We start from the raw sequence: 21,596 nt of genomic DNA on the forward strand, positions 1-21,596 counted from the left end.
ATGACGAGCGAGCGCTCTCGCTGGAGATTCGAAGCCATCGGCACGCAGTGGGAGATAGAGACCGACGAGCCGCTTGATGATGATCATCAACGCCAAGTAACAACCGTCATCGAAGGTTTTGACAAAGCCTGGTCGCGGTTTCGCAGCGACTCACTGGTCGCTGATCTCGCGCGTGGTGCGAACTCAGTGCCTCTCCCGGCCGACGCCACGGCGATGCTCGACGCCTACGCGGCGCTGAGCGCGGCGACATCGGCCGCGGTCAATCCGCTGATCGGCGAGGCTCTTGCCGCGCGCGGGTATGACGACTCGTACAGTTTCACCGATCGCGGTGCGCAACCGACTCTTGCCGAGTGGCAAAGCAGCGTGAGCTGGCATGGGGGTCGCCTCAGCGTAGTTCCGCCAGCAACCCTTGACGTCGGTGCGCTGGGCAAAGGACGACTCGTCGACCTCATCGTTGACCTGCTCGCCGAGGTTCGCGGCGGCATTGTCGTGGATGCGAGTGGTGACCTGTCGGTGCGCGGCTCGCGTCAGCGCGTGGCACTCGAGCATCCCTTCGACCCACGTCGCGCCATCGGAGTGTGGGAGATATCGGATGCTGCACTGTGTGCGTCGTCGATCAACCGGCGCAGCTGGGGCAACGGGCTGCACCATGTGCTCGATGCACGCACCGGGGAACCCGTGCAAAAGGTCGCGGCCACCTGGGCAGTCGCTTCTCGGGCGATGGTTGCCGACGGGCTGGCAACCGCGCTGTTCTTCGACGGCGGCCCGAGGCTCGCCCGGGACTGGGGCGTGCAATGGGTCAGGATGTTCACCGACGGCCAGGTGCAGTGGTCGCCCGGATGTGACGCAGAGCTCTTCCGTGGGCGATAGCGTGGAGCGGTGAGCGAATCTTCAGGACAAGTGGTGGCTGTTGCATCGGACGATGCTCATCGCTTCAGCAAACCCACGAGGGACTCAGTCACGCTGGTGGCTGGGCTCGGCATTGCTGGCGATGCGCACGCGGGGGCGACCGTGCAGCATCTGGCACCGATGACGCGGCACCCTGAGCGAGAGAACGTTCGCCAGGTGCATCTCATTCACGAGGAACTCTTCGAACACACAGCAGCGCGCGGTCATTCGGTGAGCCCGGGGGACCTTGGCGAGAACATCACCACACGCGGCCTCGACCTGCTCGCGATGGGGCGCGGCACTCGGCTTGAATTCGAGAGCGGAGCTGTCGTCGAACTGACTGGTCTGCGCAATCCTTGCGCGCAGATCAACGGGTTCTCACCGGGCCTGATGAAAGAGCTGATCTATGTCAATGAGCAGGGGGATACTGTTCGACTCGTGGGTGTGATGTCGATTGTCATCCACGGTGGAGAAGTGCGCGCGGGAGATGACATTCGTGTCATCGTCCCTGACATGCACGAGCCCCTCCTGCCGGTGTAGCGATGATGGCCGCTCTCAGCACACTGTGGAACCGCGTCTTCGCGGTGCTCGGTCGTGTGTCAATGTACCGCTTGGTCTATGTGCTGCTGGCGGTGCTGGCGGGCACGGCCCTGCTGCTCTCTTTCTTCGGTCTGGTTGGCCCCGCTCCGCTCGAGCTCGTTGTCACGCTACTCGTGCTGTCGCTCGTGTGTGTGATCGTCGATGCTGCAGCGCAGCGGATGCTTTCGCTTCCCTGGCGCCTGGAATCCTCTTTGATCACGGCGCATATTCTGCTGTTCGTGTTGCGCCCGACTCTCGACATCGCGGCGCTTGTGGGCATCGCTCTGGCTGCGACGGCTGCTTCGCTGTCGAAGTATGTGCTGGCGTGGCGCGGTCGTCACATCTTCAATCCCGCCGCGGTCGGCGCCACCGTGCTGACGCTCGCGAGCATCGCGGTGCCTGCGCTCGGCGCCTCGTCGTGGTGGGTGGGCACACCAGCGATGGCCGGGCCGGTGATCTTGTGCGGCCTTGTCATGCTGTGGCGCACCGAGAAGATTCGTGTGATCGCTCTCTTCTTGCTCGTGGCTGTTGTGGTCGGCACAACGCGCACCGTCCTGCAGTATCAGGCGCTCGGGCAGAGCGTGGACTTCGCGACGATTGCTGCGGCAGTGCTGTGGTCGTCGCCGTTCTTGTTCCTCGGCGCCTTCATGCTGTCTGAACCGCTCACCTTGCCGCCACGACGTTGGCAGCAGTATCTGGTGGCTACCGTTGTCGGCGTACTGGCAGCCTGGCCGATAGATCTGGGCCCCATCTCGCTCGGTCAGGAGCGAGCGCTACTTGTCGGCAACCTGGTTGCGTTCGCGTTCGCCGTGCGCACCGCGGTTCGCCTCACTCTTCAATCTCGTGCCGCGCTCACGCCGACTGTCAAGCAACTCACCTTCCGTGCTCCGCGCGGCTTTCGCTTCACCGCGGGGCAGTACATCGAGCTCGAGGTTCCGCACCGTCATCCTGATGCGCGCGGCACCCGGCGCGAATTCTCGATCGTGTCATCGCCCGAGGAGCTGCCCAGTGTGAGGGTCGCTTTCAAAGAAGGCTCCCAGAGCTCCTATAAGCGTGCGCTTGCGCTTCTCGAGCCCGGCGGTGCGTTGCCAGTGACAGGGGTCTGGGGTGACTTCGTGCTTCCCTCTCATCGCGAAGAACCGATTCTTCTTGTCGCTGCGGGCATCGGAGTGACCCCGTTCATCTCTCAGCTGAATCACCTTCGACTGACGGAGCAACTGCGCGACATCGTCGTGGTCTATGTCGCCGCGGAGGCTGCCGAACTCGCCTTCCGTGACGAGCTGACAGCATCCGGTGTTCATCTGATCGTCTTCACACCCGACGAACCCGCGGATATGCCTGCACATTGGACTTGGGCTCACGGTCAGCGGCTCGACGCCGCTGGTCTGCTCGGTTTCGTGCCTGACATCGCACAGCGTCACGCCTACGCGTCAGGTCCCCCAGGGCTCATCGCAGACCTGATGCCCGCACTGGAGCGTGCGCATTCGATCACCACAGATGCCTTCAGCGGCTACTGATCTCTGAATCTTCGGCGGATTCGCCCACTTCGGGCTGCAACGGCAGCCGCACCTCGAATGTCGTATCGCCGGGTTCGCTCTCGACCGTGATTGTGCCGTGATGGGCCTCCACGATGGCGCGAACAATCGACAACCCGAGTCCAGTGCCACCCGTCTGACGCGCGCGTGAACGATCGGCCCGTGAGAAGCGCTCGAAGAGTTCGTCCTTGACCGCGGGATCGATGCCCGGTCCGTTGTCATGCACGCGCAGTATCGCGTCATCCGCGTTTCGTTCAATCTGCACATTGACTTCGGTCCCCGCAGGAGTATGAGTGCGTGCGTTAGCGAGCAAATTGGCCGCGATCTGGTGGAGCCTGCCCGCGTCAGCCGCAATCATCACGGGTTCGTCGGGTACGTCGACCGTCCAGGTGTGCTCAGGGCCAGCCGGTCGCGCGTCACCCACCGCTTCGAGGGCGAGCCTGGTCAAATCCACGCTGCCGTAGACAAGCTCTTGTCCTTCGTCGAGGCGTGCCAAAAGCAGCAGATCCTCGACGAGCGTCGTCATGCGCAACGACTGCGCTTGAATGCGTTCGAGTGACTGTGTCGTCGGGTCGTTGGGGTCGGAATCCTCCGCTGGTTTGCGGCTGAGTGCGCGAAGCGACAGCTCGGAGTATCCGCGAATGGATGCCAGTGGTGTGCGCAGCTCGTGACTCGCATCCGCGACGAAGCGGCGCATGCGTTCCTCGTTGCGCTGTCGTGCAGTGAGTGAGTCATCGACGTGATCGAGCAAGGTGTTCAACGAAGCTCCCACGCGTCCCACTTCGGTGCGTGGATCGGCTTCCGCGTCGGGTACGCGGTCAGCGAGCAGCACTTCGCCCTGATCGAGAGGCAATTGAGCCACGCGCTCGGCGGTGGCGGCGACCGCGCGCAAGGGTGCAAGGCCGGCGCGAATCGTCCACGCCGTGGCGACGGCAAGAACGATGAGTCCGCCCGCGGTCAGCAGGCCGATAGTGATGAACATCTGGCTGAGGGTGGTGACCACATCGGCGCGCGAGAGCCCGACGACGACGGCGGACTGGCCCACAGGAAAACCCGTCACACGAAAGGTATCGGCACCGTCGATGCTGACCACGAGTGGTCCTTCGCCCTGGAGTCCTCGGTCGAGCTCATCAATCTGAGCCTCGTCGAGAGCGATTACGTCGCCGTTGTCATCCATGAAAGCGGCAGAGGCTCCACCAAACGGTGTCGCGATGGCGAGAAGCAGCCCTGGCTGTGCTTGCTGGGTGGCAAGAATCTCTTCCGCAGTCTGCCCCGAGAGTATCTGAGGCTGTATCCACGAAGCTGTGCGCTGCGTCGTCGCTTTGAGCTCGCTGTCCAAACGCCCTTCAAGCACTTGGCCGAGTATTGCGCTCATTGCCACCGCAACGAACACCAGGATGAGCGAAACGATCGACACGACGGTGACGATCAGGCGCCGTTGGAGCGTCCAGGGAGTGCGGCCGGACCGCACCGGAGGTACCTGCTCGGCGGCCGGCTCGGCTGTCACTGAGGTGCCTTGATCATGTAGCCGACGCCGCGCACGGTGTGGATCAGGGCCTCGTCGTGGCCATGGTCGATCTTCTTGCGAAGGTAAGAGATGTAGAGCTCAACAACGCTGGAGCGGCCGCCGAAGTCGTAATCCCACACTCGGTCAAGGATCTGAGCCTTCGATACGACGCGCCGCTGATTGCGCATCAGGAACCGGAGTAGCTCGAACTCGGTAGCGGTGAGTTCGATCTCGCTGGTACCGCGCGTCACTTCGTGGCTGTCTTCGTTGAGCGTGAGGTCGGCTACGCGCAAGATCGGTTCAGCACCGCTCGCGTGTGCGGTTCCAGAACGTCGCATGAGTCCGCGCAGTCGCGCGACCACTTCTTCGAGGCTGAAAGGTTTGGTGACATAGTCGTCGCCGCCGGCAGTGAGGCCTGCGACGCGGTCGCCAACAGCATCCTTCGCGGTGAGAAAGAGGACGGGCACATCGTCGCCCGACTGTCGCAGCCGTTGCAACACCGCCATGCCATCAAGATCGGGCATCATGATGTCGAGCACCATCGCATCGGGGGCGAACTCGCGGGCGACCTGCAGTGCTTCGAAACCTGAGCTGGCGGTCTTGACCTCCCACCCTTCCATGCGCAGCGCCATCGACAGCAGGTCAGTGAGCATGGCCTCATCGTCGACCACGAGCACACGCAGGGCTGAACCATCTGGACGGGTGAGAGAAGCTTGCGGGGTAGTCATGTGTTCTATTGTGCTCAGTTTCCTATGAGCCTGCTATGCGTCAGCATTTGTGTCAGCTGTGAATGAGGCAAAGAAGGCGTCTTGGAAGTCATAGCGAACTCTTATCTTTCTCTAGCAATTCACATCAGCCGCGTCTTTAGCGTCGTTTCATCGGCGGGTATCGGACTCGTCTTGAGGAGACTTGATGTACGGAACGTACCTACGGCGAGAACTTGCCGGACGAAAGAAACAGACGATCATCGTTGCGGCAGGACTCGCTATCGCGATTGCTCTTGTCATCATCGTGAATTCGCTCGCGGCAGGCGTCAAAGACGCTCAGGCGCAGGCTCTTGAATCGGTATACGGAGTGGGCACCGATCTCACCGTGACAGGCGCAAGTGCCGAGCCCGGTGAGCGCGGAGAGCGCTTCGAGTTCGGTGCAGAGGAGGGTGAGACGTCAGACGGCACGACCGCGCTCAGCCAGTCTCGGCTGGCGGCAGACTTTCTTCGCGGCACGCTCGATGCGTCGACAATCGACACGGTGGCTGCAGTGGATGGCGTGGCTGCGGCATCAGGTGCCCTTTCGCTGACCAACACAACCTTCTCGGGCGAGCTTCCCGACTTCGCCGAGACCGAGCAAGTCGACCCCAGCCAGGGGCAAGCGGCTGAAGGCGAGGGTGCAGGAGGACAGGCTCCCCAGGGCGGCCCAGACGGAGCCGGCGGCAGCGCATTCGATCTCGACTCGTTCACCGTGCTCGGCGTCGACCCCACCGCGACGACTGCGGGACCGCTTTCTGCGATGGAAGTCTCTCAAGGGCGCGCGCTCGATGCCGCTGACTCTGAGCAACTCGTCGCTCTGGTGGACGCGACGTACGCCACCACAGCCGAGATCGCCCTGGGCGACACCATCGACGTGGGTGGCAACGCAGTTGACGTTGTCGGAATCGTTGTGTCGACGTCGAACGACGCAGACACTGCAGCCAACGTCTATCTTCCCCTTGACACCGCGCAGACGCTCGCGGGTCTCGAGGATGTCGTGTCGACGATCTACGTGCAGGCGACCAACGCAGGAGACATTGACGCGGTGCAGGCGTCAATCGCCGCAGAGCTTCCTGACGCGACTGTGAGCTCGCAGTCAGATCTTGCCGCCACCGTGTCTGGGTCGCTTTCGTCAGCATCCACTCTGATCACGAACCTCGGCACCTGGCTGTCGATCATCGTTCTGGGTGTCGCACTTGCGCTTGCCGTGCTCTTTACAACCTCGGGCGTGTCACGCCGCACTCGTGAGTTCGGCACGCTGAAGGCGATCGGATGGTCAAACAATCGAGTCGTAGGACAGGTCGCGGGAGAATCCGTGGTCCAGGGCCTGATCGGCGGAGCAGCAGGTCTGGTCATCGGTCTCGCAGGCATCGTCGCGATAAATCTCATTGCCCCGACGATTTCAGTGGCTGAAACGGCTACGACTTTGCCCGGCGGGGCGGAAGGTCCAGGAGCACAGGGCGGCCAAACCTTCGGAGCGGTCGCCGAAACTTCGACCGACATCGTGCTCAACGCGCCGTTCTCGCCGACGGTTATCGCACTGGCAGTCGGAATCGCCGTACTGGGTGGTGGCTTGGCTGGCATCTTCGGTGGCTGGCGAGCTGCACGCTTGAGCCCAGCTGAAGCCCTGCGATCGGTCGGCTAGCCACTATGCATACCGACAACATCGCCCCGACCCGCCCTGAGGGCACACCTTCTGAAGGAGACACCGAGATGACGCTTATCGCTCCCAACGCAGAGCAGGGCATGGATGCTGCACCTACCGCGCTTTATCGGCTCGCTGGAGTCACGCGCACATACCGTCAGAAAGACCGCGTTGTGAAAGCGCTGGCTGGCATCGACCTCGAGATTGCCCAGGGTGACTTTGTCACCATTCAGGGCCCGACGGGGGGAGGCAAGTCGACCTTTCTTCAGCTGCTCGGTGCGCTTGATCGTCCCAGCGCGGGCTCGGTGATGCTCGGCGATACCGATCTAGCCAAAGCGTCGAACGCGCAACTCACTACGGTTCGCGCGCACGAGATCGGGTTCGTGTTTCAGGGATTCAACCTGATTCCGACTCTCACCGCGGCCGAGAACGTCGATATGGCCCTCGAGCCGCTGGGTGTCCCCAAGCAGGAGCGCGCGCAGCGTGTCGAAGAAGCGCTTGCGCGCGTAGGTCTGGCCGAACGTGCTGATCATCTCCCCGGAGAGTTGTCGGGCGGCCAGCAGCAACGCGTGGCGATCGCCCGTGCGATAGTCAAGCGGCCAAAGGTGCTGCTGGCGGACGAGCCGACGGGAAACCTTGATGAGAGCATGCGAGACGAGATTCTGGTGGTGCTTGAGGCGCTTTGCGCTGAGGGCCTGACGCTCATTGTCGTCACGCACGACTCTGCCGTGGCCAAGCGCGCCAAGCGGCGTCTGCGCCTTGAGCGAGGAACCGTGCGCGACATCACTCGCAAGTAGTCTGCTGGTACACGAAAACGCGAGCCCCGGATGGACCGGGGCTCGCGTTTTGCAGATGGCGCGCTAGCGGATGCTAGTGAGTGTCTTCTGCCTCGATTTCGCTGCGGTCGCCCGACCACAGTGTGTGGAAGGTGCCTTCTTTATCGACTCGCTTGTAGGTGTGCGCTCCGAAGAAGTCGCGCTGACCTTGGACAAGCGCTGCGGGCAGACGGTCTGCGCGCAGGCCATCGTAGTAGGCCAGCGAGGACGCGAATGCGGGCGCGGGGATGCCGGCGGTAGCCGCCGTGGCAACGATGTGCCGCCACGCTGTCTGTGCTGGGCCGAGCGCATCGACGAAGTATGGAGCGGTCAGGAGCACTGGTAGCTCGGGACTTTCGGCATACGCATCGGCGATGCGATTGAGGAACTGCGCGCGGATGATGCAACCGCCCCGCCAGATTTTGGACACGGCGCCGAGGTCGATCGTCCAGTTGTATTCGGCTGCTCCCGCGCGAATCTCGTCGAACCCCTGCGAGTAAGCGACGATCTTCGAGGCGTACAGCGCGAGGCGCACCTCTTCGATGAAGGTGTCGGCATCTTCTACTGACAGGCCTTCGCTCGGCCCAGGCAGTTCGCCCGAGACCGAACGCTGCTCGGGGTGGCTGGATAGCGAGCGCGCAAACACGGCTTCGGCGATCCCTGAGACCGGAACTCCCAGGTTGAGGGCAGTCTGCACCGTCCATGCACCGGTGCCCTTGGCGCCAGCCTGGTCGAGAATGACATCGACGAGGGGCTTGCCGGTGTCAGCATCCATCTGACGCAGCACCTCGGCCGTAATCTCAATCAGGTAGCTCTCAAGCTCGCCCTTGTTCCATTCCGCGAACACATCGGCGATCTCGGCGGGCGACTTTCCGGTGGCACGGCGGATCAAATCGTAGGCTTCCGCGATGAGTTGCATATCGGCATACTCAATGCCGTTGTGCACCATTTTGACGAAGTGGCCGGCGCCATCGTGGCCGATGTGCGTAACGCATGGCTCGCCTTCAGCAACGGCGGCGATGGACTTGAGGATCGGTCCGAGGGTCACCCACGATGCGTCTGAACCGCCAGGCATGATCGACGGCCCCAGCAGAGCGCCTTCTTCACCACCCGAGATGCCAGCTCCGACGAAGTTGATTCCCGTTTCGCGGACCGCCTTCTCGCGACGGATCGTGTCGGTGAAGAGCGCGTTGCCGCCGTCGACGATGATGTCACCGGGTTCGAAAGCCTCAACAAGAGCGTTGATGACGGCGTCGGTTGGGCCGCCAGCCTTGACCATGATGATGGCAGTGCGAGGCTGCTGCAGACTGGCTGCGAACTCGTCGTACGAGTAAGCGGGAACAAACTTCGCCTCGGGGTGCTCAGCAAGAAGGGTTTCGGTCTTCTCATGGCTGCGGTTATAGATCGCTACCGTGTTGCCCTCGCGGCTTGCAAGGTTGCGGGCGAGATTCGATCCCATTACCGCGAGTCCAACAACGCCGATATTGGCGGTTCCGCTCATTTTTCTCCTCAGTCAGAGCCGAGCTCTCGCACCGCTGCGTGGCAAGCGGCAGGGCCGGCGGTTTCAGCGTAGCGCGCGACCGCTCCGCCTCGCAGGTTGTGTGACGGCGCGTGCTTCGTCGGTTTCGTGGATAGGGATAGACGATTCCCGCTGAATGATCATATCATTGGGGCTATGCGGGACGATGTTGTCGTCGCCGTCTCCCTCCGACGATGGACAGCCACTCATGATCATCCTTGCGCTGGAAGCCAGCACGACGTCTGCTAAGACGATGCTCTTCGACACCGACAGCGGCGAAATCGCTGTCAGATCGCGGCGCTTTGAGACCGACGGACCAGACGCCGCCGTTCGCGATGGCGATGCGATCTGCACACAGCTGTTTGCGCTCGGGCGGGAAAGCGCTCACGGTCATGACGTTGACCTGATCGTGCTGAGCGGCACCTGGCATGGTCTCACCTTGCAAACACCCGCGTTCGACGCCATCACGCCCGTAATGGAGTGGCCGTACACCGGCGCACAGGATCTCTGCGCGGGGTTGCGAGACGACGCGGAGCTTACCTGGTGGTTCTACGAGCGCACGGGCTGCATGGTGAACGCGGTCTACCCCGTGTTCAAGCTCATGCATCTCGCGCAACAAGGCCATGACCTTGCTTCTGCTGTCGCCATGGATCAGCCGAGTCTCGTGTTCGCCCGGTTGACGGGTGAGTGCTGGACGAGTCCGTCGCTCGCTTCTGGTACCGGATTGCTCAATGCCACAACCGCAGACTGGGACGATGAGGTTATTGCTCGCTTCGGGCTTGAGCGCGTGCTCCTGCCTGAGCTTCGAGCATCTACCGAGACGGCCCCCCTCCTGCCAGAGGCGGCCACTCTGCTCGGCATTCGCGCTGGTGTGCCAGTGCTTGTTCCCGGGCCTGACGGTGGGCTCAGTCAAGTTGGCGACCTCGCGACCGAACCAGGAGATATGACATTTTCGATGGGCACGAGCGGCGCGTTGCGGCTTGCCTCGCGGCATCCTGCCTTTTCGCCCACGCTCAGTACCTGGTCGTACCGCTCGCCTATGGGATCACTGAGTGGCGCAGCTACCTCAGGTTGTGGAAACTGTGTCGATTGGGCACGCGAGCGCCTCTTCGGCATGTCGACTGACTACGCCGAGATTGAGCCGCTACTTTCTGCGGACCGACTTGACACGCCGGTATTCATGCCGTTCTTGTTCGGTGAGCGCAGTCCAGGATGGCAAGACCAGCGACAGGGGGGTCTTCTCGCGCTGCAACCGCATCACACCCGCGCTGACATGTACCAAGCCGTGCTCGAGGGCATTGTGTACTCGTTGTTCCACTGCTTCAAAGAGCTGACCGCGCTGAGCGGTTCACCGAGGCGTGTCATTCTGTCTGGTGGAGTGCTTTCTTCCCCGTTCTGGACGCAGCTGACTGTTGATGTCTTCGGCGTCGAAATGGAAGTATCTACCCAGCAGCACAGCTCGACGGTGGGCGCCGTTCGCATGGGCCTCGCGGCGGCGGGGTTGCCTATGCAGCATCCGGCCCTTGACTCGGTCGAGCGCCGAGTTGTCCGGCCTCGACCAGAACGGCGCGCGCAGTATGACGCCGGGTTCGTGCGCTATCTGGATCACTACTCGCGGACGCTGCCGGGCACCCCGCCGAAAGGCTGACGCAGCAGCTGGCAGCGTTCAGCTCAGCGACCGCACCTCTGAGAGAACAGCGTCGACATAGCGGCGGGTGTGGTGCTCGGCCGCTTCGGCGTCGCCGCGCGCGATCGCCGCGGCCGTCTGGATGTGGTTGTGCAGCGCTTCGTGATGAGGGGTTGGGGGAGTGAGACCCTCGCGCGAACGTCCGCTGATCACCGCCGCGATCGCAGACTTCGTCGCGGCAAGCATCAGGTTGCCGCTCGAGTCGAGGATCAGATCGTGGAAGGCTATGTCGACGCGGAGATACTCCTCGGAGTCGCCTTTTCCCTGGCCTCCTAACTCGTTGAGCTGGTCTGCCAGCCTGGTGAGTTCGGCTCGTTCCACATCACTAGCGCGGGTAGCGCTGAGGCGCGCTGCTACGGGCTCGATTGCTGCCCGTAGCTCCGTCACGACAAGCAGCTGCTGATCGCGCCGCGGGCCCGCGAGCTGCCAGGCGATCAGCTGAGAGTCCAGGGCATTCCACTGGTTCACCGGTCGGACGGTAAGGCCAACTCGTCGGCGCGATTCGAGCATCCCCATGGCCTCGAGCACCCGAACAGCCTCTCGCACCACCGTTCGCGAGACCCCGTACTCGGATTCAAGTCCGGCGAGCGTGAGCACAACGCCGGGTTGCAGTTCGCCCGATGCGATGCGCTCGCCGAGCGCATCGAGCAACGGTCCGTGAGCTGCCTGTGCCACGAGGGCCTCCCATAAGTACGATCAAAGCTTGCCAAAGATATGATCATTGTGGCAAGATCACTGCACGCGCTCGAATTTATGGAGCGCGTCGCACGAATCCTAACGCGGGAGCCGGGGTGTCCCCGAGTTCTCATTCCTCACATCAACGGAGATTCAGATGGATGATTGGACCCAAACGCTGGGTACCGGGCCACTTCTGGCCATAGCTGCGGGCGCGATCGCGCTCATTCTTGTGCTCATCATCGTCTTTAAGGTGCATGCCTTCTTGACGCTGATTATCGTCTCGCTACTGACCGCCCTGGTGGCGCAAGTGCCGGTGTCGGAGATCGCGACGACTCTGCTGGGAGGGTTCGGGGCCACCCTGGCAAGCGTTGCGTTGCTCGTCGGTCTGGGAGCGATGCTCGGAAGGCTGATAGAGCACTCCGGAGGCGCGAAGGCGCTGGCGGATCGCTTTGTCGAAATTTTCGGTGAAAAGCGCGCTCCCTTCGCTCTCGGCGTTGCATCGCTGATCCTTGGCTTCCCGATGTTCTTCGACGCGGGCCTGGTAATGATGCTCCCCATCGTTTTCGCTGTGGCACGCCGCGTGTCAAAGAACAACGTGTTGCTGTTCGGCCTGCCCGCCGCAGCCGCCTTCTCGGTCATGCATGTATTCCTCCCGCCCCACCCGGGCCCGGTCACTGCCGCAGGCCTATATGGCGCCAACTTGGGCATCGTCCTGTTGCTCGGACTGCTGATCGCATTCCCGGTGTGGTACGTCTCCGGCTACCTTTGGGCCAAGTTCATCTCTGCGCGCATCAAGCTCCCTGTTCCGGCACTGTTCGGTTCGATCGACGACGACCAGCCGGTCAACCCGCCCAAGCCGATGACGATCGTGCTGATTCTGCTGTTGCCGATGTTCCTGATCTTCCTGAACACGGGTCTCACCACCCTCGCCAGCGAAGGTGTGGTCGCCAGCGACTCGCTGTGGGTACAGGTTCTTACTTTGCTCGGCAACTCGTTTGTCGCGCTGCTGATCACCGTTCTGGTAGCGACGTATGTTCTCGGTACCCGCCGCGGCGAGAACGGCACTGCTCTGGAAAAGACGCTCGATTCATCGTTCGGTCCCGTTGCTTCGGTCATTCTGATCACTGGCGCTGGTGGAATGTTCGGTGGCGTGTTGCGCGCATCAGGCATCGGTGACGCGTTGGCCGACACGCTGAGCGACCTGGGTCTTCCCGTCATTGTGGCCGCGTACATCATTGCGGTTGTCATTCGCCTGGCGCAGGGGTCTGCGACTGTCGCATTGGTGACGGCCGCGGGCCTTGCGGCGCCGGCTGTTCTCGCTGGTGACTTCAACCCGCTCCAGATAGCAGCTATCACGCTCGCGACTGCTGCTGGCTCTGTCTTCGCCGGCCACGTGAACGACTCGGGTTTCTGGCTCGTCGGGCGACTCATGGGCATGGATGTCAAGACCACCCTGAAGACGTGGACAGTGCAGCAGGCGATCGAGTCTGTATTGGCATTCGTGCTCGTTCTCGCTGTCTACGGCGTTGCCACTCTCGTCTGACCTCAACTGAAAGGCACCCTTTCTCATGTCTGAACTTTTCAATGTGGCTGACCGGCTTGCGCTGGTCACCGGCTCATCCCGAGGTCTCGGCCGGTCGCTCGCGCTCGCTCTCGCGCGAGAAGGTGCGCGTGTCGTTGTTCACGGGCGAAATGCGCAGGCAGTGGAAAGCACTCGTGCCGAGGCTGAACGTCTCTCAGGGCGACCGGCGGCGTCTGTCACATTCGATGTGACTGACGCTGCCGGCGTCGAGGCGGGCATCGCGAAGCTCCTCGAGGAGATCGGCGTCCCCGACATTCTGGTAAACAACGCGGGGGTGCAGCGCCGGGGTCCATTCACTGAGTTTTCTATCGAAGACTGGGATGACATCATCGCGGCGAACCTCAACGGGGTCTTCTATGTATCTCGATTCGTGGCTCCTGCCATGGTTGAACGGGGTTCGGGAAAGATCATCAATGTGGCCTCGGTGCAGTCGTTGCTCGCACGCCAGACCATTGCTCCGTACTCGGCCTCCAAGGGAGGCGTGGTGCAGCTGACCAAGGGCATGGCCGCGGATCTCGCGCGCCACAACGTGCAGGTGAATGCGATCTCCCCTGGCTACTTCGCGACCGAGATGAATAAGGATCTTGTCGAAGACCCCGAGTTCACAGGTTGGCTGAAGGCCCGCACACCGGCTCAGCGCTGGGGCGACTTCGCAGAGTTGGACGGTGCGCTTGTCTTGCTCGCCTCGGATGCCTCGAGTTTCATCTCCGGACAGAACATTTTCGTCGACGGCGGAATGACGGCTGTCGTATGACCGTCGAAAAGGAACAAATGATGCGCGCTGCCTATATCGAAGCCACGCAGAAGCTCGTCGTGCGCGAGACAGTCTCCCCGCAGCCAGGTCCAGAGCAAGTGCGAGTGCGAGTGGAGTACGTCGGAATCTGCGGCTCTGATCTCCACTACTACTTCACCGGTGCCAACGGTGCGTTTGTCGTGCGAGAGCCGCTTATTCCTGGACACGAACTGTCGGGTCGCATAGACGAGGACCCAAAGGGCGTCTGGGAGCGAGGAATGCCGGTCACTGTGCATCCCGCAACGTTCGGGACGCCGCTTCCCGAGATCATCGACGAGCCGCACCTCTGGCCGGGTGGAGCCTACCTGGGCAGCGCTTCGACAACACCACACACCCAGGGCGCCCTGGCGGAATACATCTTGGTCGACCGAGACATGATCCGTCCCTTGCCCGAGTCGTTGCCCGTGCGTCGCGCGGTGCTTGCTGAACCGCTTGCGGTGGCGCTACATGGCATCGCGCAAGCGGGCGGCGTCTCAGGTGCGCGGGTACTCGTAACGGGCGCCGGGCCTATCGGCCTGCTGGCTGTCGCTGCGGCGGCTGCAGGAGGCGCGAGCAGCGTGTGCGCCACAGATGTTCTTCCCGGGCCGCTGACGCGTGCCAGCGCTCTTGGAGCCGACACCGTGATCAACGTCGCCGTGGAGGAGATCCCCGAGAGCGCTTACGACATAGTGCTCGAATGCTCGGGCGTCGCGCCGTCGATATCGAGCGCACTGCGCGCGGTTCGCGCTCGGGGCACCGTGGTTCAAGTAGGGATGGTTCCTAACGAAAACCGACCCCTGAACATTGCGCCGTTCATCTCAAAAGAGGTGCGATGGGTGGGAACATTTCGTTTCAAGGACGAAATCGATCGGGCGCTTGACTTACTCGATTCGCACCCAGAAATCGAGCGTGTGATCACCCATGAGATATCTGCGGAATCCCTCGAAGAGGCGTTCGAGATCGCTCGCGACTCGGAGCAATCCGGCAAAGTTGTTGTTGCGGTGTGGCCTGAGGGCGACTAGCTCAGCTCTTGTCGTAGGAGCGGCCCATTGACCAGAAAGCCAAGGTCGTGCCGACTGCTCCGATGAGCGCGACGGCGCCGACCACCCACAGCATTACGTGTGTCAAGAATCCGTACTCCATGCAAAACCTCCGGGTGCTGATCGGGTGAGTCTTCATCGTAGCCCGGTCACTGCTAGACTCTGTGTTTGTACTTCGGCGAGGGATGCCCCAATTTCGCTCTACAGCAGCAATCGGCATCCGTGATCGACGCGGTGAATTAGGCCCTATGGCTTTCCTCACGCGATCGCGTTCGAGTCGAAACCACCCCATATACCCTGGGCCTTCGCAGGTTGGCCCGCTGACAAAACGGGCCTGAACGCCCGCAAGGAGCAACAATGTCGAACGAGCCCGACCACAAGGTCATCGCAGACGTCCGTGAGAACTTCGGCAAGGGCTTTGCCCGCCGTCTTCGTGCCGCTGGCAAGATTCCTGCGGTAATTTACGGACACGGCACCGAGCCTGTGCACGTGGCACTGCCCGGCCACCAGGTCGCGCTCCTCATCCGTCGCGCAAACGCGCTGCTGACCATCGTCATCGATGGCAAGGACCAGCTCACTCTGGTCAAGGACGTGCAGAAGGACCCCGTGCACCAGATCATCGAGCACATCGACCTCATCGTCGTGAAGAAGGGCGAGAAGGTCCAGGTTGACATTCCGGTCACCGTCGTCGGCGAGCCCGCTGCAGGTATGAACGTGAACCAGCACGCGGTGTCGGTCCTGCTTGAGGTTGAGGCAACTCACATTCCGCAGAGCGTTGAGGCTGACGTTGATGGTCTTGAAGAGGGCGCGCACATCACCGCCGCCGACCTGCCGCTGCCCAAGGGCGCGTCGCTTGCCGCTGACCCGGAGCTGCTCATCGTTGCGATCTCGGCGCCGTCCGCTGGTGCTGACGCTGAAGACACCACTCCAGCCGAGGGCGAAGCTCTTGACACGCAGGCCGAGGAAGCAGCCGAGTAAGACTCTCGCTTGTGACGAGGGGGTGCGGATTCCGCATCCCCTCGTTTCGGTTTTGACGCGCGCCCGAGGCAGGATGGAAAACATGGCACAGTCTTGGTTGATCGTGGGCCTGGGCAATCCCGGGCCTCGATATGAGACCACTCGTCACAATGTGGGACAGATGGTCGTGGACGAACTCGCAGCCCGTCGCAGCGAAACCTTCCGCACGCACAAGACGAACGCACGAACGGTCGAGACCTGGTTGCGCCCGGGTGGCGACAAACTAGTTCTCGCCAAGCCCAACAGCTTCATGAACGTTTCAGGTGGGCCCGTCGCGGCCCTCGCGAATTTCTACTCCGTCGAGCCCAGACATACCGTCGTCGTGCACGATGAGCTCGACATCCCTTTTGACACGATCAAGCTCAAGATCGGCGGCGGGCACGGTGGTCACAACGGTGTACGCGACGTCGCAAAGGCGCTCGGCACACCAGACTTCCCCCGAGTTCGCATCGGTATCGGGCGTCCGCCAGGACGCCAAGAGACTTCTGACTGGGTTCTCGACCCGTTCGGCTCGGTCGAGCGCAAAACGCTCCCTATTTTGGTGTCGGATGCTGCCGACGCAGTGGAACAGCTGATTGCGGAAGGCCTGGTCGCGGCTCAGCAGAAGCACCACGCACCGCGCGGCTAGCGCGGCCTGCTGTGCCCCTGAGACTTAGCCGCCCATATTCATGGTCGCGCCGACGGCGAGTGCGCTGAACCCAACCACAAGAGCAATGAGCGGACCTGCGCTTGCCAACACCACCGCGGCGATTCCGGCACCACGTCCGCGTCGGCGCACGATCGCGACGATGCCTTGGGTGAGCGCCCAGATGCCGCACACAGTGCCGGTCCAAAACGTGATCTCTGCGAACAGTACCCAGCCGCGCACGGGAGTGAGGGCTTCGGGGCTGAACTGAGCCGTGGTCAGCACATTCTGGGTGAGTGCACCCTGACCAATCTCAAAGGCGGTGACTCCCAGCACTAGAGGCACGATAACGACGGCAAAAAGCGAGAGCAACAGCGCGACTACGCCGAGAGCGGCGCCACGCTTCTGCGCCGGGGGAGCGGCCGGAACGCTGGTGCCGAGGTGTTGCGTAGGCGGTGCGGAATACCCCGGCGGCATTGAATAGCCAGCGGGAGGAGCGAAGGGACGTGCGCTTGGCGCCGTCCAGCCGCTCGCGGCAGCCGCGGGCGGTGGCACGGGGCTTTGATCAGGCGTGGAATCACTCACGCCTTCATCCTAGGAGGGGCCAGTCGTGTGAAGGAGTGCAGCTGTCGTGGTGTCCGCTGTGCGCCGTACACTTCTAAGGTGACAGTTCCCGGGATAGTGCGCGCCCTCGAGCAGGCGGAGCCGTTTCAGGACGCCGTTTCTGCGGCGCCTGTAAACGCTGACTTCTCTCTCGTCGAAGGACTTGACGCACCGCTTCTGGCCGCTCTGATCGAGCGGCGCCGCGCGGCGGGAAAGCCACCGGTGGTGCTGCTGATCGCGCCCACCGGACGACGCGCTGAGTCGCTCGGGCCCGCGCTGGGTGCGCTCCTACCCGGTGCAGAGGTATTGCATTTTCCTGCATGGGAGACGTTGCCTCATGAGCGGCTAAGTCCCAGCGCAGAGACCGTGGGCAAGCGCCTGGAGATCCTCGCGCACGTGGCGAAGTGGCAGGGAGATACTCCGCTCGTCATCACATCATCAGTGCGCGGGGCGATCCAGCCGATTGCAGCTGGCCTCACCGATGTCGGGCCGATCGAGCTGGCGATGGGCAGCCGTGGCAACGAACTGGGCGATGTGGTGCTCGGGCTCGTGGAACGTGCCTATTCACGCGTTGACATGGTGTCGCGCCGCGGCGAGTTCGCCGTGCGCGGCGGCATCCTCGATGTTTTTCCTCCCACCGCCGCGCACCCCCTGCGTATCGAGTTCTTCGGCGACGAGGTCGACCAGATTCGGGAGTTCTCGGTCGCTGACCAGCGTTCGCTGCCCGAGGACGTGCGAGCAGTGTCGTTGCTGCCGAGTCGCGAACTTCTGCTTACCCAGGACGTTCGCGATCGTGCCGCTGCACTGCATGAGACGTTCCCCGGGTTGCGCAACATGCTCGAGAAGATGACGGAGGGCATCCCCGTCGAGGGCATGGAGTCGCTGTTGCCCGCGCTCGTCGATCGCCTCGTTACGCTCGTGGATTATCTACCCGAACAGGCCGCAGTAGCTTTGCTTGATCCCGAGCGTGCCGTGAGTCGTGCGATCACGCTGAGCGATACGAATCGAGAGTTTCTCGATGCGGCATGGAGCGCAGCCACCGCGGGCGCGGATACTCCGGTCGATCTTGGTACCGGCGATTTCGTACCGTTGCCAGCACTGCGTGAAGCCGCAGAGTCACGCGGCGATGTCTGGTGGACATTGAGCTCATTTGACTCAGGCGAGGCAGACGCCTCGGCAGAGGGGTTGCTTGATATCGACGCTGCTCTCGAGGCCGCGCGGGTGGTTCGCGTGCCGGGCAATGCCGTGCCCTCGTTCCATGGCAACGTTGACGGCGCGACAGCCCACATCGCCGAGCTGCTGCAAGCAGGGTGGCGTGTCATCGTCAGCGCCTCGGGTGTCGGGTTGGTAGAGCGCGCACGCGATGTGATGGCGGAGCGGGGGATCGCCGCACGCATGGTCGATGAGGTCCTGACGATTCCTGAGCCAGGAGTCGCGCACGTGGTGCTATCTGTTCTGGAGCGAGGCTTCGAATCGGCGGAGGCCAAGCTCGCCGTTCTCACGGAGTCCGAGTTCTATGGCCGCACGATCGGCGGCGACCAGCGAGTCGTCAAGAAACTGGCATCGCGGCGTCGCAACGTTGTCGACCCGCTGCAGCTGAAGGCGGGCGACGCGGTCGTGCACGTTACGCACGGCATCGGAAAGTTCGTCGAGCTCACTCAGCGCGAGGTCTCGAGCGGCGGTCGCAACGCGATCAAAAGCACTCGCGAGTATTTGGTGATCGAGTATGCGCCGTCCAAGCGCGGTTACCCGGGCGACAAGCTGTTCGTGCCCACCGATCAGCTTGACCTGCTCTCGCGTTACGTCGGGGGCGAGACGCCCGTGCTGTCAAAGATGGGCGGCAGCGATTGGGCCCAAGCAAAGGGCAAAGCGCGCAGGGCAGTGCGAGACATCGCGGTCGAACTGGTGAAGCTCTATTCGGCGCGCATGGCGGCGAAAGGCCATGCCTTCGGTCCAGACACGCCTTGGCAGCGTGAGCTGGAAGAAGCATTCCCGTTTGCCGAGACTCCCGACCAGCTGCAGACGATCGATGAGATCAAAGCCGACATGGAGAAGCCGATTCCCATGGACCGGTTGTTGTCGGGCGATGTGGGGTTCGGCAAGACAGAGGTGGCGGTGCGCGCCGCTTTCAAGGCCATTCAGGATGGCAAGCAGGTTGCCATGCTGGTGCCGACGACGTTGCTGGTCAAGCAGCACATCGAGACGTTCGCCGAGCGCTTCGCCGGCTTCCCCGTGAAAGTGCGAGCGCTGTCGCGCTTTCAGACCGATAAACAAGCACGCGAGGTTCTCGCTGGCATTACTGATGGCACCGTCGACATGGTGATTGGAACGCACCGAATTCTCACTGAGAAGGTTCTCTTCAAAGACCTCGGACTGATGATCATTGATGAGGAGCAGCGGTTCGGCGTTGAGCACAAAGACGCGTTGAAGAAGCTCAAGACGAACGTTGATATTCTCGCGATGAGCGCGACGCCGATTCCACGCACACTCGAGATGGCAGTCACCGGTATCCGCGAGATGTCGACGTTGCAGACCCCACCCGAGGATCGGCATCCGATTCTGTCGTACGTCGGTCCTCGCAACGACAAGCAGATCGCGGCTGCCATCCGTCGTGAGATGTTGCGCGAAGGCCAAGTGTTTTTCGTGCACAACCGAGTGCAGTCCATTCAGCGTGTGGCATCTGAACTTGCTGAGCTGATTCCAGAGGCACGGGTTGTGGTCGCGCACGGTCAGATGGGGGAGCATCAGCTCGAACAGGTCGTTGACGACTTCTGGGAGCGCAAGGCAGACGTGTTGGTGTCAACCACGATCATCGAGACAGGCCTCGACATTGCGAACGCCAATACGATCATCATCGACCGAGCAGACAAGTACGGGCTGAGCCAGTTGCACCAGTTGCGCGGGCGAGTCGGGCGTGCACGCGAGCGTGCATACGCCTATTTCATGTACGACGAGATGAAGCCGCTCTCCGAAACTGCTGCCGACCGTCTTGAGACAATCGCGGTCAACAACGACCTTGGCTCCGGCATGCAGGTGGCGCTGAAAGACCTTGAGATCCGTGGTGCCGGAAACATGTTGGGCGCCGAGCAGGCCGGGCACATTGCGGGTGTCGGATTTGACCTCTACCTGCGCATGATTGGCGAAGCTGTCTCGACGTTCAGGGGCGATGACGTTGAAGGCCCCGTCGAGTTGCGGCTCGAGTTGCCCGTGCAGGCTCGTATTCCTGAGGCCTACATCGACAGCGAACGTCTGCGACTGGAGGCGTACCAAAAGCTGTCAGCAGCGTCGGCCGCGCAGGCGAAAGACGACTCGCTCGATGCGGTGATCGACGAGCTTCGTGATCGCTACGGCGAACCGCCTGCCGATGTCGAAGGGCTGCTATCAATCGCTCGCCTGCGCCGGCGCGCTACGCAGGCGGGATTGACCGATGTGGTCGCGATGGGGCCAAACCTGCGCATCGCACCCGCTCACCTGCCGGACTCAATGCGTGTGCGGTTGCAGCGGCTGTATCCGAAAGCGAAACTGCTCGCTGGCGGTGACGCCCTTGTCGTGCCACTGCCGCGGGTGAATTCCGAGCCAGTCAGCGACGCCGACTTGATCGCGTGGGTTGGTCAGCTTATTGACCAGCTATGGCCGGCGCCTGCGAAGGCCGATGCCTCAGCGTAGCGCTCCAACTCTCTAACAGATTGGGCCCTTTCGCCAGCGTGAGCGCCACGCTACGCTGGCACCCACGGAGGGCATCTATGCGGTTTTCGCACCTCGGGGCAGCGCCTCGCATCCATCCCAGCGCCGTCATCGCACCCACCGCAGTGATCAGCGGCGATGTCGAGATTGGCGCCGACTGTCAGGTGCTCCACGGGGCGGTGGTGACCGCTGAAGGCGGTGCGATCACTCTGGGTGAGCACGTCATCGTGATGGAGAACGCGCTGATCCGCGCGACGTCTACGAATCCGGTGCACATTGGCGACCATGTGCTCGTCGGGCCGATGGCGAGCGTGTCGGGGGCGTCGATTGGCAACGAGACATTTCTGGCTACCGGAACACGAGTGTTCAATGGTGCCAGAATCGGCGAGCGTTGCGAGATACGCATCAACGCCGTCGTGCATGTTCGCACAATTCTGCCCGCCGAGACGGTTGTGCCCATCGCATGGGTCGCTGTCGGTGAGCCCGTACTGATTCTCTCGCCCGACAAGCACGAAGATATCTGGGCAGCACAGAAGGATCTTGACTTTCCCGGCTACGTTTTCGGACTTGACCGTGATACTCCCGACCTGATGGTGCAGCTCACCGAACGTTACGGTCGTAGCCTGGCGCGGCACGCAGACGATCAGCCCTCGGACTGATGCTCCCCGCGGCGC

Annotated in this window: 18 protein-coding genes; 13 read left to right on the forward strand and 5 right to left on the reverse strand. The window is 62.4% G+C overall.

The features are described from left to right. From AB0O81_RS00230 to AB0O81_RS00240, 3 genes are read left to right on the forward strand one after another with little or no spacing between them, the layout of a single operon-like run. Positions 1-870 carry an FAD:protein FMN transferase gene (locus AB0O81_RS00230; protein WP_363580058.1) on the forward strand — a complete coding sequence of 290 codons (870 nt, stop codon included), beginning with the start codon at positions 1-3 and terminating at the stop codon, positions 868-870. Positions 871-879: 9 nt separating this feature from the next. After that, positions 880-1,428 carry an MOSC domain-containing protein gene (locus AB0O81_RS00235; protein WP_363580060.1) on the forward strand — a complete coding sequence of 183 codons (549 nt, stop codon included), beginning with the start codon at positions 880-882 and terminating at the stop codon, positions 1,426-1,428. A 2-nt stretch (positions 1,429-1,430) separates the two neighbouring features. Next, complete coding sequence (locus AB0O81_RS00240) at positions 1,431-2,984, forward strand: flavodoxin reductase (RefSeq protein WP_363580062.1); 1,554 nt, start codon at positions 1,431-1,433, stop codon at positions 2,982-2,984. Here the strand turns inward: AB0O81_RS00240 and AB0O81_RS00245 are convergent. Then, complete coding sequence (locus tag AB0O81_RS00245) at positions 2,971-4,509, reverse strand: ATP-binding protein (RefSeq protein WP_363580064.1); 1,539 nt, start codon at positions 4,507-4,509, stop codon at positions 2,971-2,973. The two genes, AB0O81_RS00240 and AB0O81_RS00245, sit on opposite strands and share 14 nt — an antisense overlap. Continuing rightward, positions 4,506-5,237 (reverse strand): response regulator transcription factor, encoded by a 732-nt coding sequence (locus AB0O81_RS00250; protein WP_363580065.1) that lies wholly within the window; start codon positions 5,235-5,237, stop codon positions 4,506-4,508. The genes AB0O81_RS00245 and AB0O81_RS00250 overlap by 4 nt, the downstream gene beginning before the upstream one ends. Before the next feature lie 184 nt (positions 5,238-5,421). Here AB0O81_RS00250 and AB0O81_RS00255 point away from each other — a divergent pair, with 184 nt between their 5' ends. Then, on the forward strand, positions 5,422-6,900 hold the full coding sequence (locus tag AB0O81_RS00255) for an ABC transporter permease (RefSeq protein ID WP_363580067.1): 1,479 nt from the start codon (positions 5,422-5,424) through the stop codon (positions 6,898-6,900). A 101-nt stretch (positions 6,901-7,001) separates the two neighbouring features. Continuing rightward, positions 7,002-7,697 (forward strand): ABC transporter ATP-binding protein, encoded by a 696-nt coding sequence (locus AB0O81_RS00260; protein WP_363580842.1) that lies wholly within the window; start codon positions 7,002-7,004, stop codon positions 7,695-7,697. A gap of 73 nt (positions 7,698-7,770) precedes the next feature. On the opposite strand, the gene gndA is transcribed toward AB0O81_RS00260, so the two are convergent. Next, a complete protein-coding gene (gene gndA, locus AB0O81_RS00265) occupies positions 7,771-9,216 on the reverse strand; it encodes an NADP-dependent phosphogluconate dehydrogenase (protein WP_363580069.1) in 1,446 nt (481 codons plus the stop codon). A 226-nt stretch (positions 9,217-9,442) separates the two neighbouring features. Here gndA and AB0O81_RS00270 point away from each other — a divergent pair, with 226 nt between their 5' ends. Continuing rightward, on the forward strand, positions 9,443-10,882 hold the full coding sequence (locus AB0O81_RS00270) for an FGGY-family carbohydrate kinase (RefSeq protein WP_363580071.1): 1,440 nt from the start codon (positions 9,443-9,445) through the stop codon (positions 10,880-10,882). A gap of 18 nt (positions 10,883-10,900) precedes the next feature. Here the strand turns inward: AB0O81_RS00270 and AB0O81_RS00275 are convergent, their stop codons facing one another. Then, positions 10,901-11,596 (reverse strand): FCD domain-containing protein, encoded by a 696-nt coding sequence (locus AB0O81_RS00275; RefSeq protein WP_363580073.1) that lies wholly within the window; start codon positions 11,594-11,596, stop codon positions 10,901-10,903. A 157-nt stretch (positions 11,597-11,753) separates the two neighbouring features. Between AB0O81_RS00275 and AB0O81_RS00280 the strand changes: the two genes are divergently transcribed. The 5 genes from AB0O81_RS00280 (at position 11,754) to pth (ending at position 16,638) form a co-directional block, all read left to right on the forward strand. Beyond that, positions 11,754-13,142, forward strand: coding sequence for a GntP family permease (locus AB0O81_RS00280; RefSeq protein ID WP_363580075.1), 1,389 nt, complete (start codon positions 11,754-11,756; stop codon positions 13,140-13,142). 25 nt (positions 13,143-13,167) lie between these two features. Next, the gene (locus AB0O81_RS00285) at positions 13,168-13,935 is read left to right on the forward strand and encodes an SDR family oxidoreductase (RefSeq protein WP_363580077.1); all 768 of its coding nucleotides are present in this window, start codon (positions 13,168-13,170) and stop codon (positions 13,933-13,935) included. Positions 13,936-13,955: 20 nt separating this feature from the next. Beyond that, positions 13,956-14,975, forward strand: coding sequence for a zinc-binding dehydrogenase (locus tag AB0O81_RS00290; protein WP_363580844.1), 1,020 nt, complete (start codon positions 13,956-13,958; stop codon positions 14,973-14,975). Positions 14,976-15,350: 375 nt separating this feature from the next. Next, entirely contained in the window at positions 15,351-15,971 is a 621-nt protein-coding gene (locus tag AB0O81_RS00295) for a 50S ribosomal protein L25/general stress protein Ctc (RefSeq protein WP_363580079.1), read from the forward strand. Between the two features lie 82 nt (positions 15,972-16,053). Then, a complete protein-coding gene (gene pth / locus AB0O81_RS00300; protein WP_363580081.1) occupies positions 16,054-16,638 on the forward strand; it encodes an aminoacyl-tRNA hydrolase in 585 nt (194 codons plus the stop codon). A 24-nt stretch (positions 16,639-16,662) separates the two neighbouring features. On the opposite strand, the gene AB0O81_RS00305 is transcribed toward pth, so the two are convergent. Beyond that, a complete protein-coding gene (locus tag AB0O81_RS00305; protein WP_363580083.1) occupies positions 16,663-17,220 on the reverse strand; it encodes a hypothetical protein in 558 nt (185 codons plus the stop codon). Positions 17,221-17,298: 78 nt separating this feature from the next. Between AB0O81_RS00305 and mfd the strand changes: the two genes are divergently transcribed. Further along, a complete protein-coding gene (gene mfd, locus AB0O81_RS00310) occupies positions 17,299-20,904 on the forward strand; it encodes a transcription-repair coupling factor (protein WP_363580085.1) in 3,606 nt (1,201 codons plus the stop codon). A gap of 77 nt (positions 20,905-20,981) precedes the next feature. Continuing rightward, positions 20,982-21,581 carry a gamma carbonic anhydrase family protein gene (locus AB0O81_RS00315; protein ID WP_363580087.1) on the forward strand — a complete coding sequence of 200 codons (600 nt, stop codon included), beginning with the start codon at positions 20,982-20,984 and terminating at the stop codon, positions 21,579-21,581. Positions 21,582-21,596 lie beyond the last annotated feature (15 nt).

The sequence above is a fragment of the Microbacterium sp. NPDC076911 genome, from assembly GCF_040687125.1.
In the GTDB taxonomy this organism is placed as follows: Bacteria; Actinomycetota; Actinomycetes; order Actinomycetales; family Microbacteriaceae; genus Microbacterium.

What these genes read in the sequence shown, in the direction of transcription:
- pth (WP_363580081.1), top strand. Translation starts at nt 16,054, where the DNA reads ATGGCACAGTCTTGGTTGATCGTGGGCCTGGGCAATCCCGGGCCTCGA.
- AB0O81_RS00280 (WP_363580075.1), top strand. Translation starts at nt 11,754, where the DNA reads ATGGATGATTGGACCCAAACGCTGGGTACCGGGCCACTTCTGGCCATA.
- AB0O81_RS00250 (WP_363580065.1), bottom strand. Translation starts at nt 5,237, where the DNA reads ATGACTACCCCGCAAGCTTCTCTCACCCGTCCAGATGGTTCAGCCCTG.
- AB0O81_RS00315 (WP_363580087.1), top strand. Translation starts at nt 20,982, where the DNA reads ATGCGGTTTTCGCACCTCGGGGCAGCGCCTCGCATCCATCCCAGCGCC.
- gndA (WP_363580069.1), bottom strand. Translation starts at nt 9,216, where the DNA reads ATGAGCGGAACCGCCAATATCGGCGTTGTTGGACTCGCGGTAATGGGA.
- AB0O81_RS00260 (WP_363580842.1), top strand. Translation starts at nt 7,002, where the DNA reads ATGGATGCTGCACCTACCGCGCTTTATCGGCTCGCTGGAGTCACGCGC.
- AB0O81_RS00285 (WP_363580077.1), top strand. Translation starts at nt 13,168, where the DNA reads ATGTCTGAACTTTTCAATGTGGCTGACCGGCTTGCGCTGGTCACCGGC.
- AB0O81_RS00295 (WP_363580079.1), top strand. Translation starts at nt 15,351, where the DNA reads ATGTCGAACGAGCCCGACCACAAGGTCATCGCAGACGTCCGTGAGAAC.
- AB0O81_RS00230 (WP_363580058.1), top strand. Translation starts at nt 1, where the DNA reads ATGACGAGCGAGCGCTCTCGCTGGAGATTCGAAGCCATCGGCACGCAG.
- AB0O81_RS00255 (WP_363580067.1), top strand. Translation starts at nt 5,422, where the DNA reads ATGTACGGAACGTACCTACGGCGAGAACTTGCCGGACGAAAGAAACAG.
- AB0O81_RS00290 (WP_363580844.1), top strand. Translation starts at nt 13,956, where the DNA reads ATGCGCGCTGCCTATATCGAAGCCACGCAGAAGCTCGTCGTGCGCGAG.
- AB0O81_RS00270 (WP_363580071.1), top strand. Translation starts at nt 9,443, where the DNA reads ATGATCATCCTTGCGCTGGAAGCCAGCACGACGTCTGCTAAGACGATG.
- AB0O81_RS00240 (WP_363580062.1), top strand. Translation starts at nt 1,431, where the DNA reads ATGATGGCCGCTCTCAGCACACTGTGGAACCGCGTCTTCGCGGTGCTC.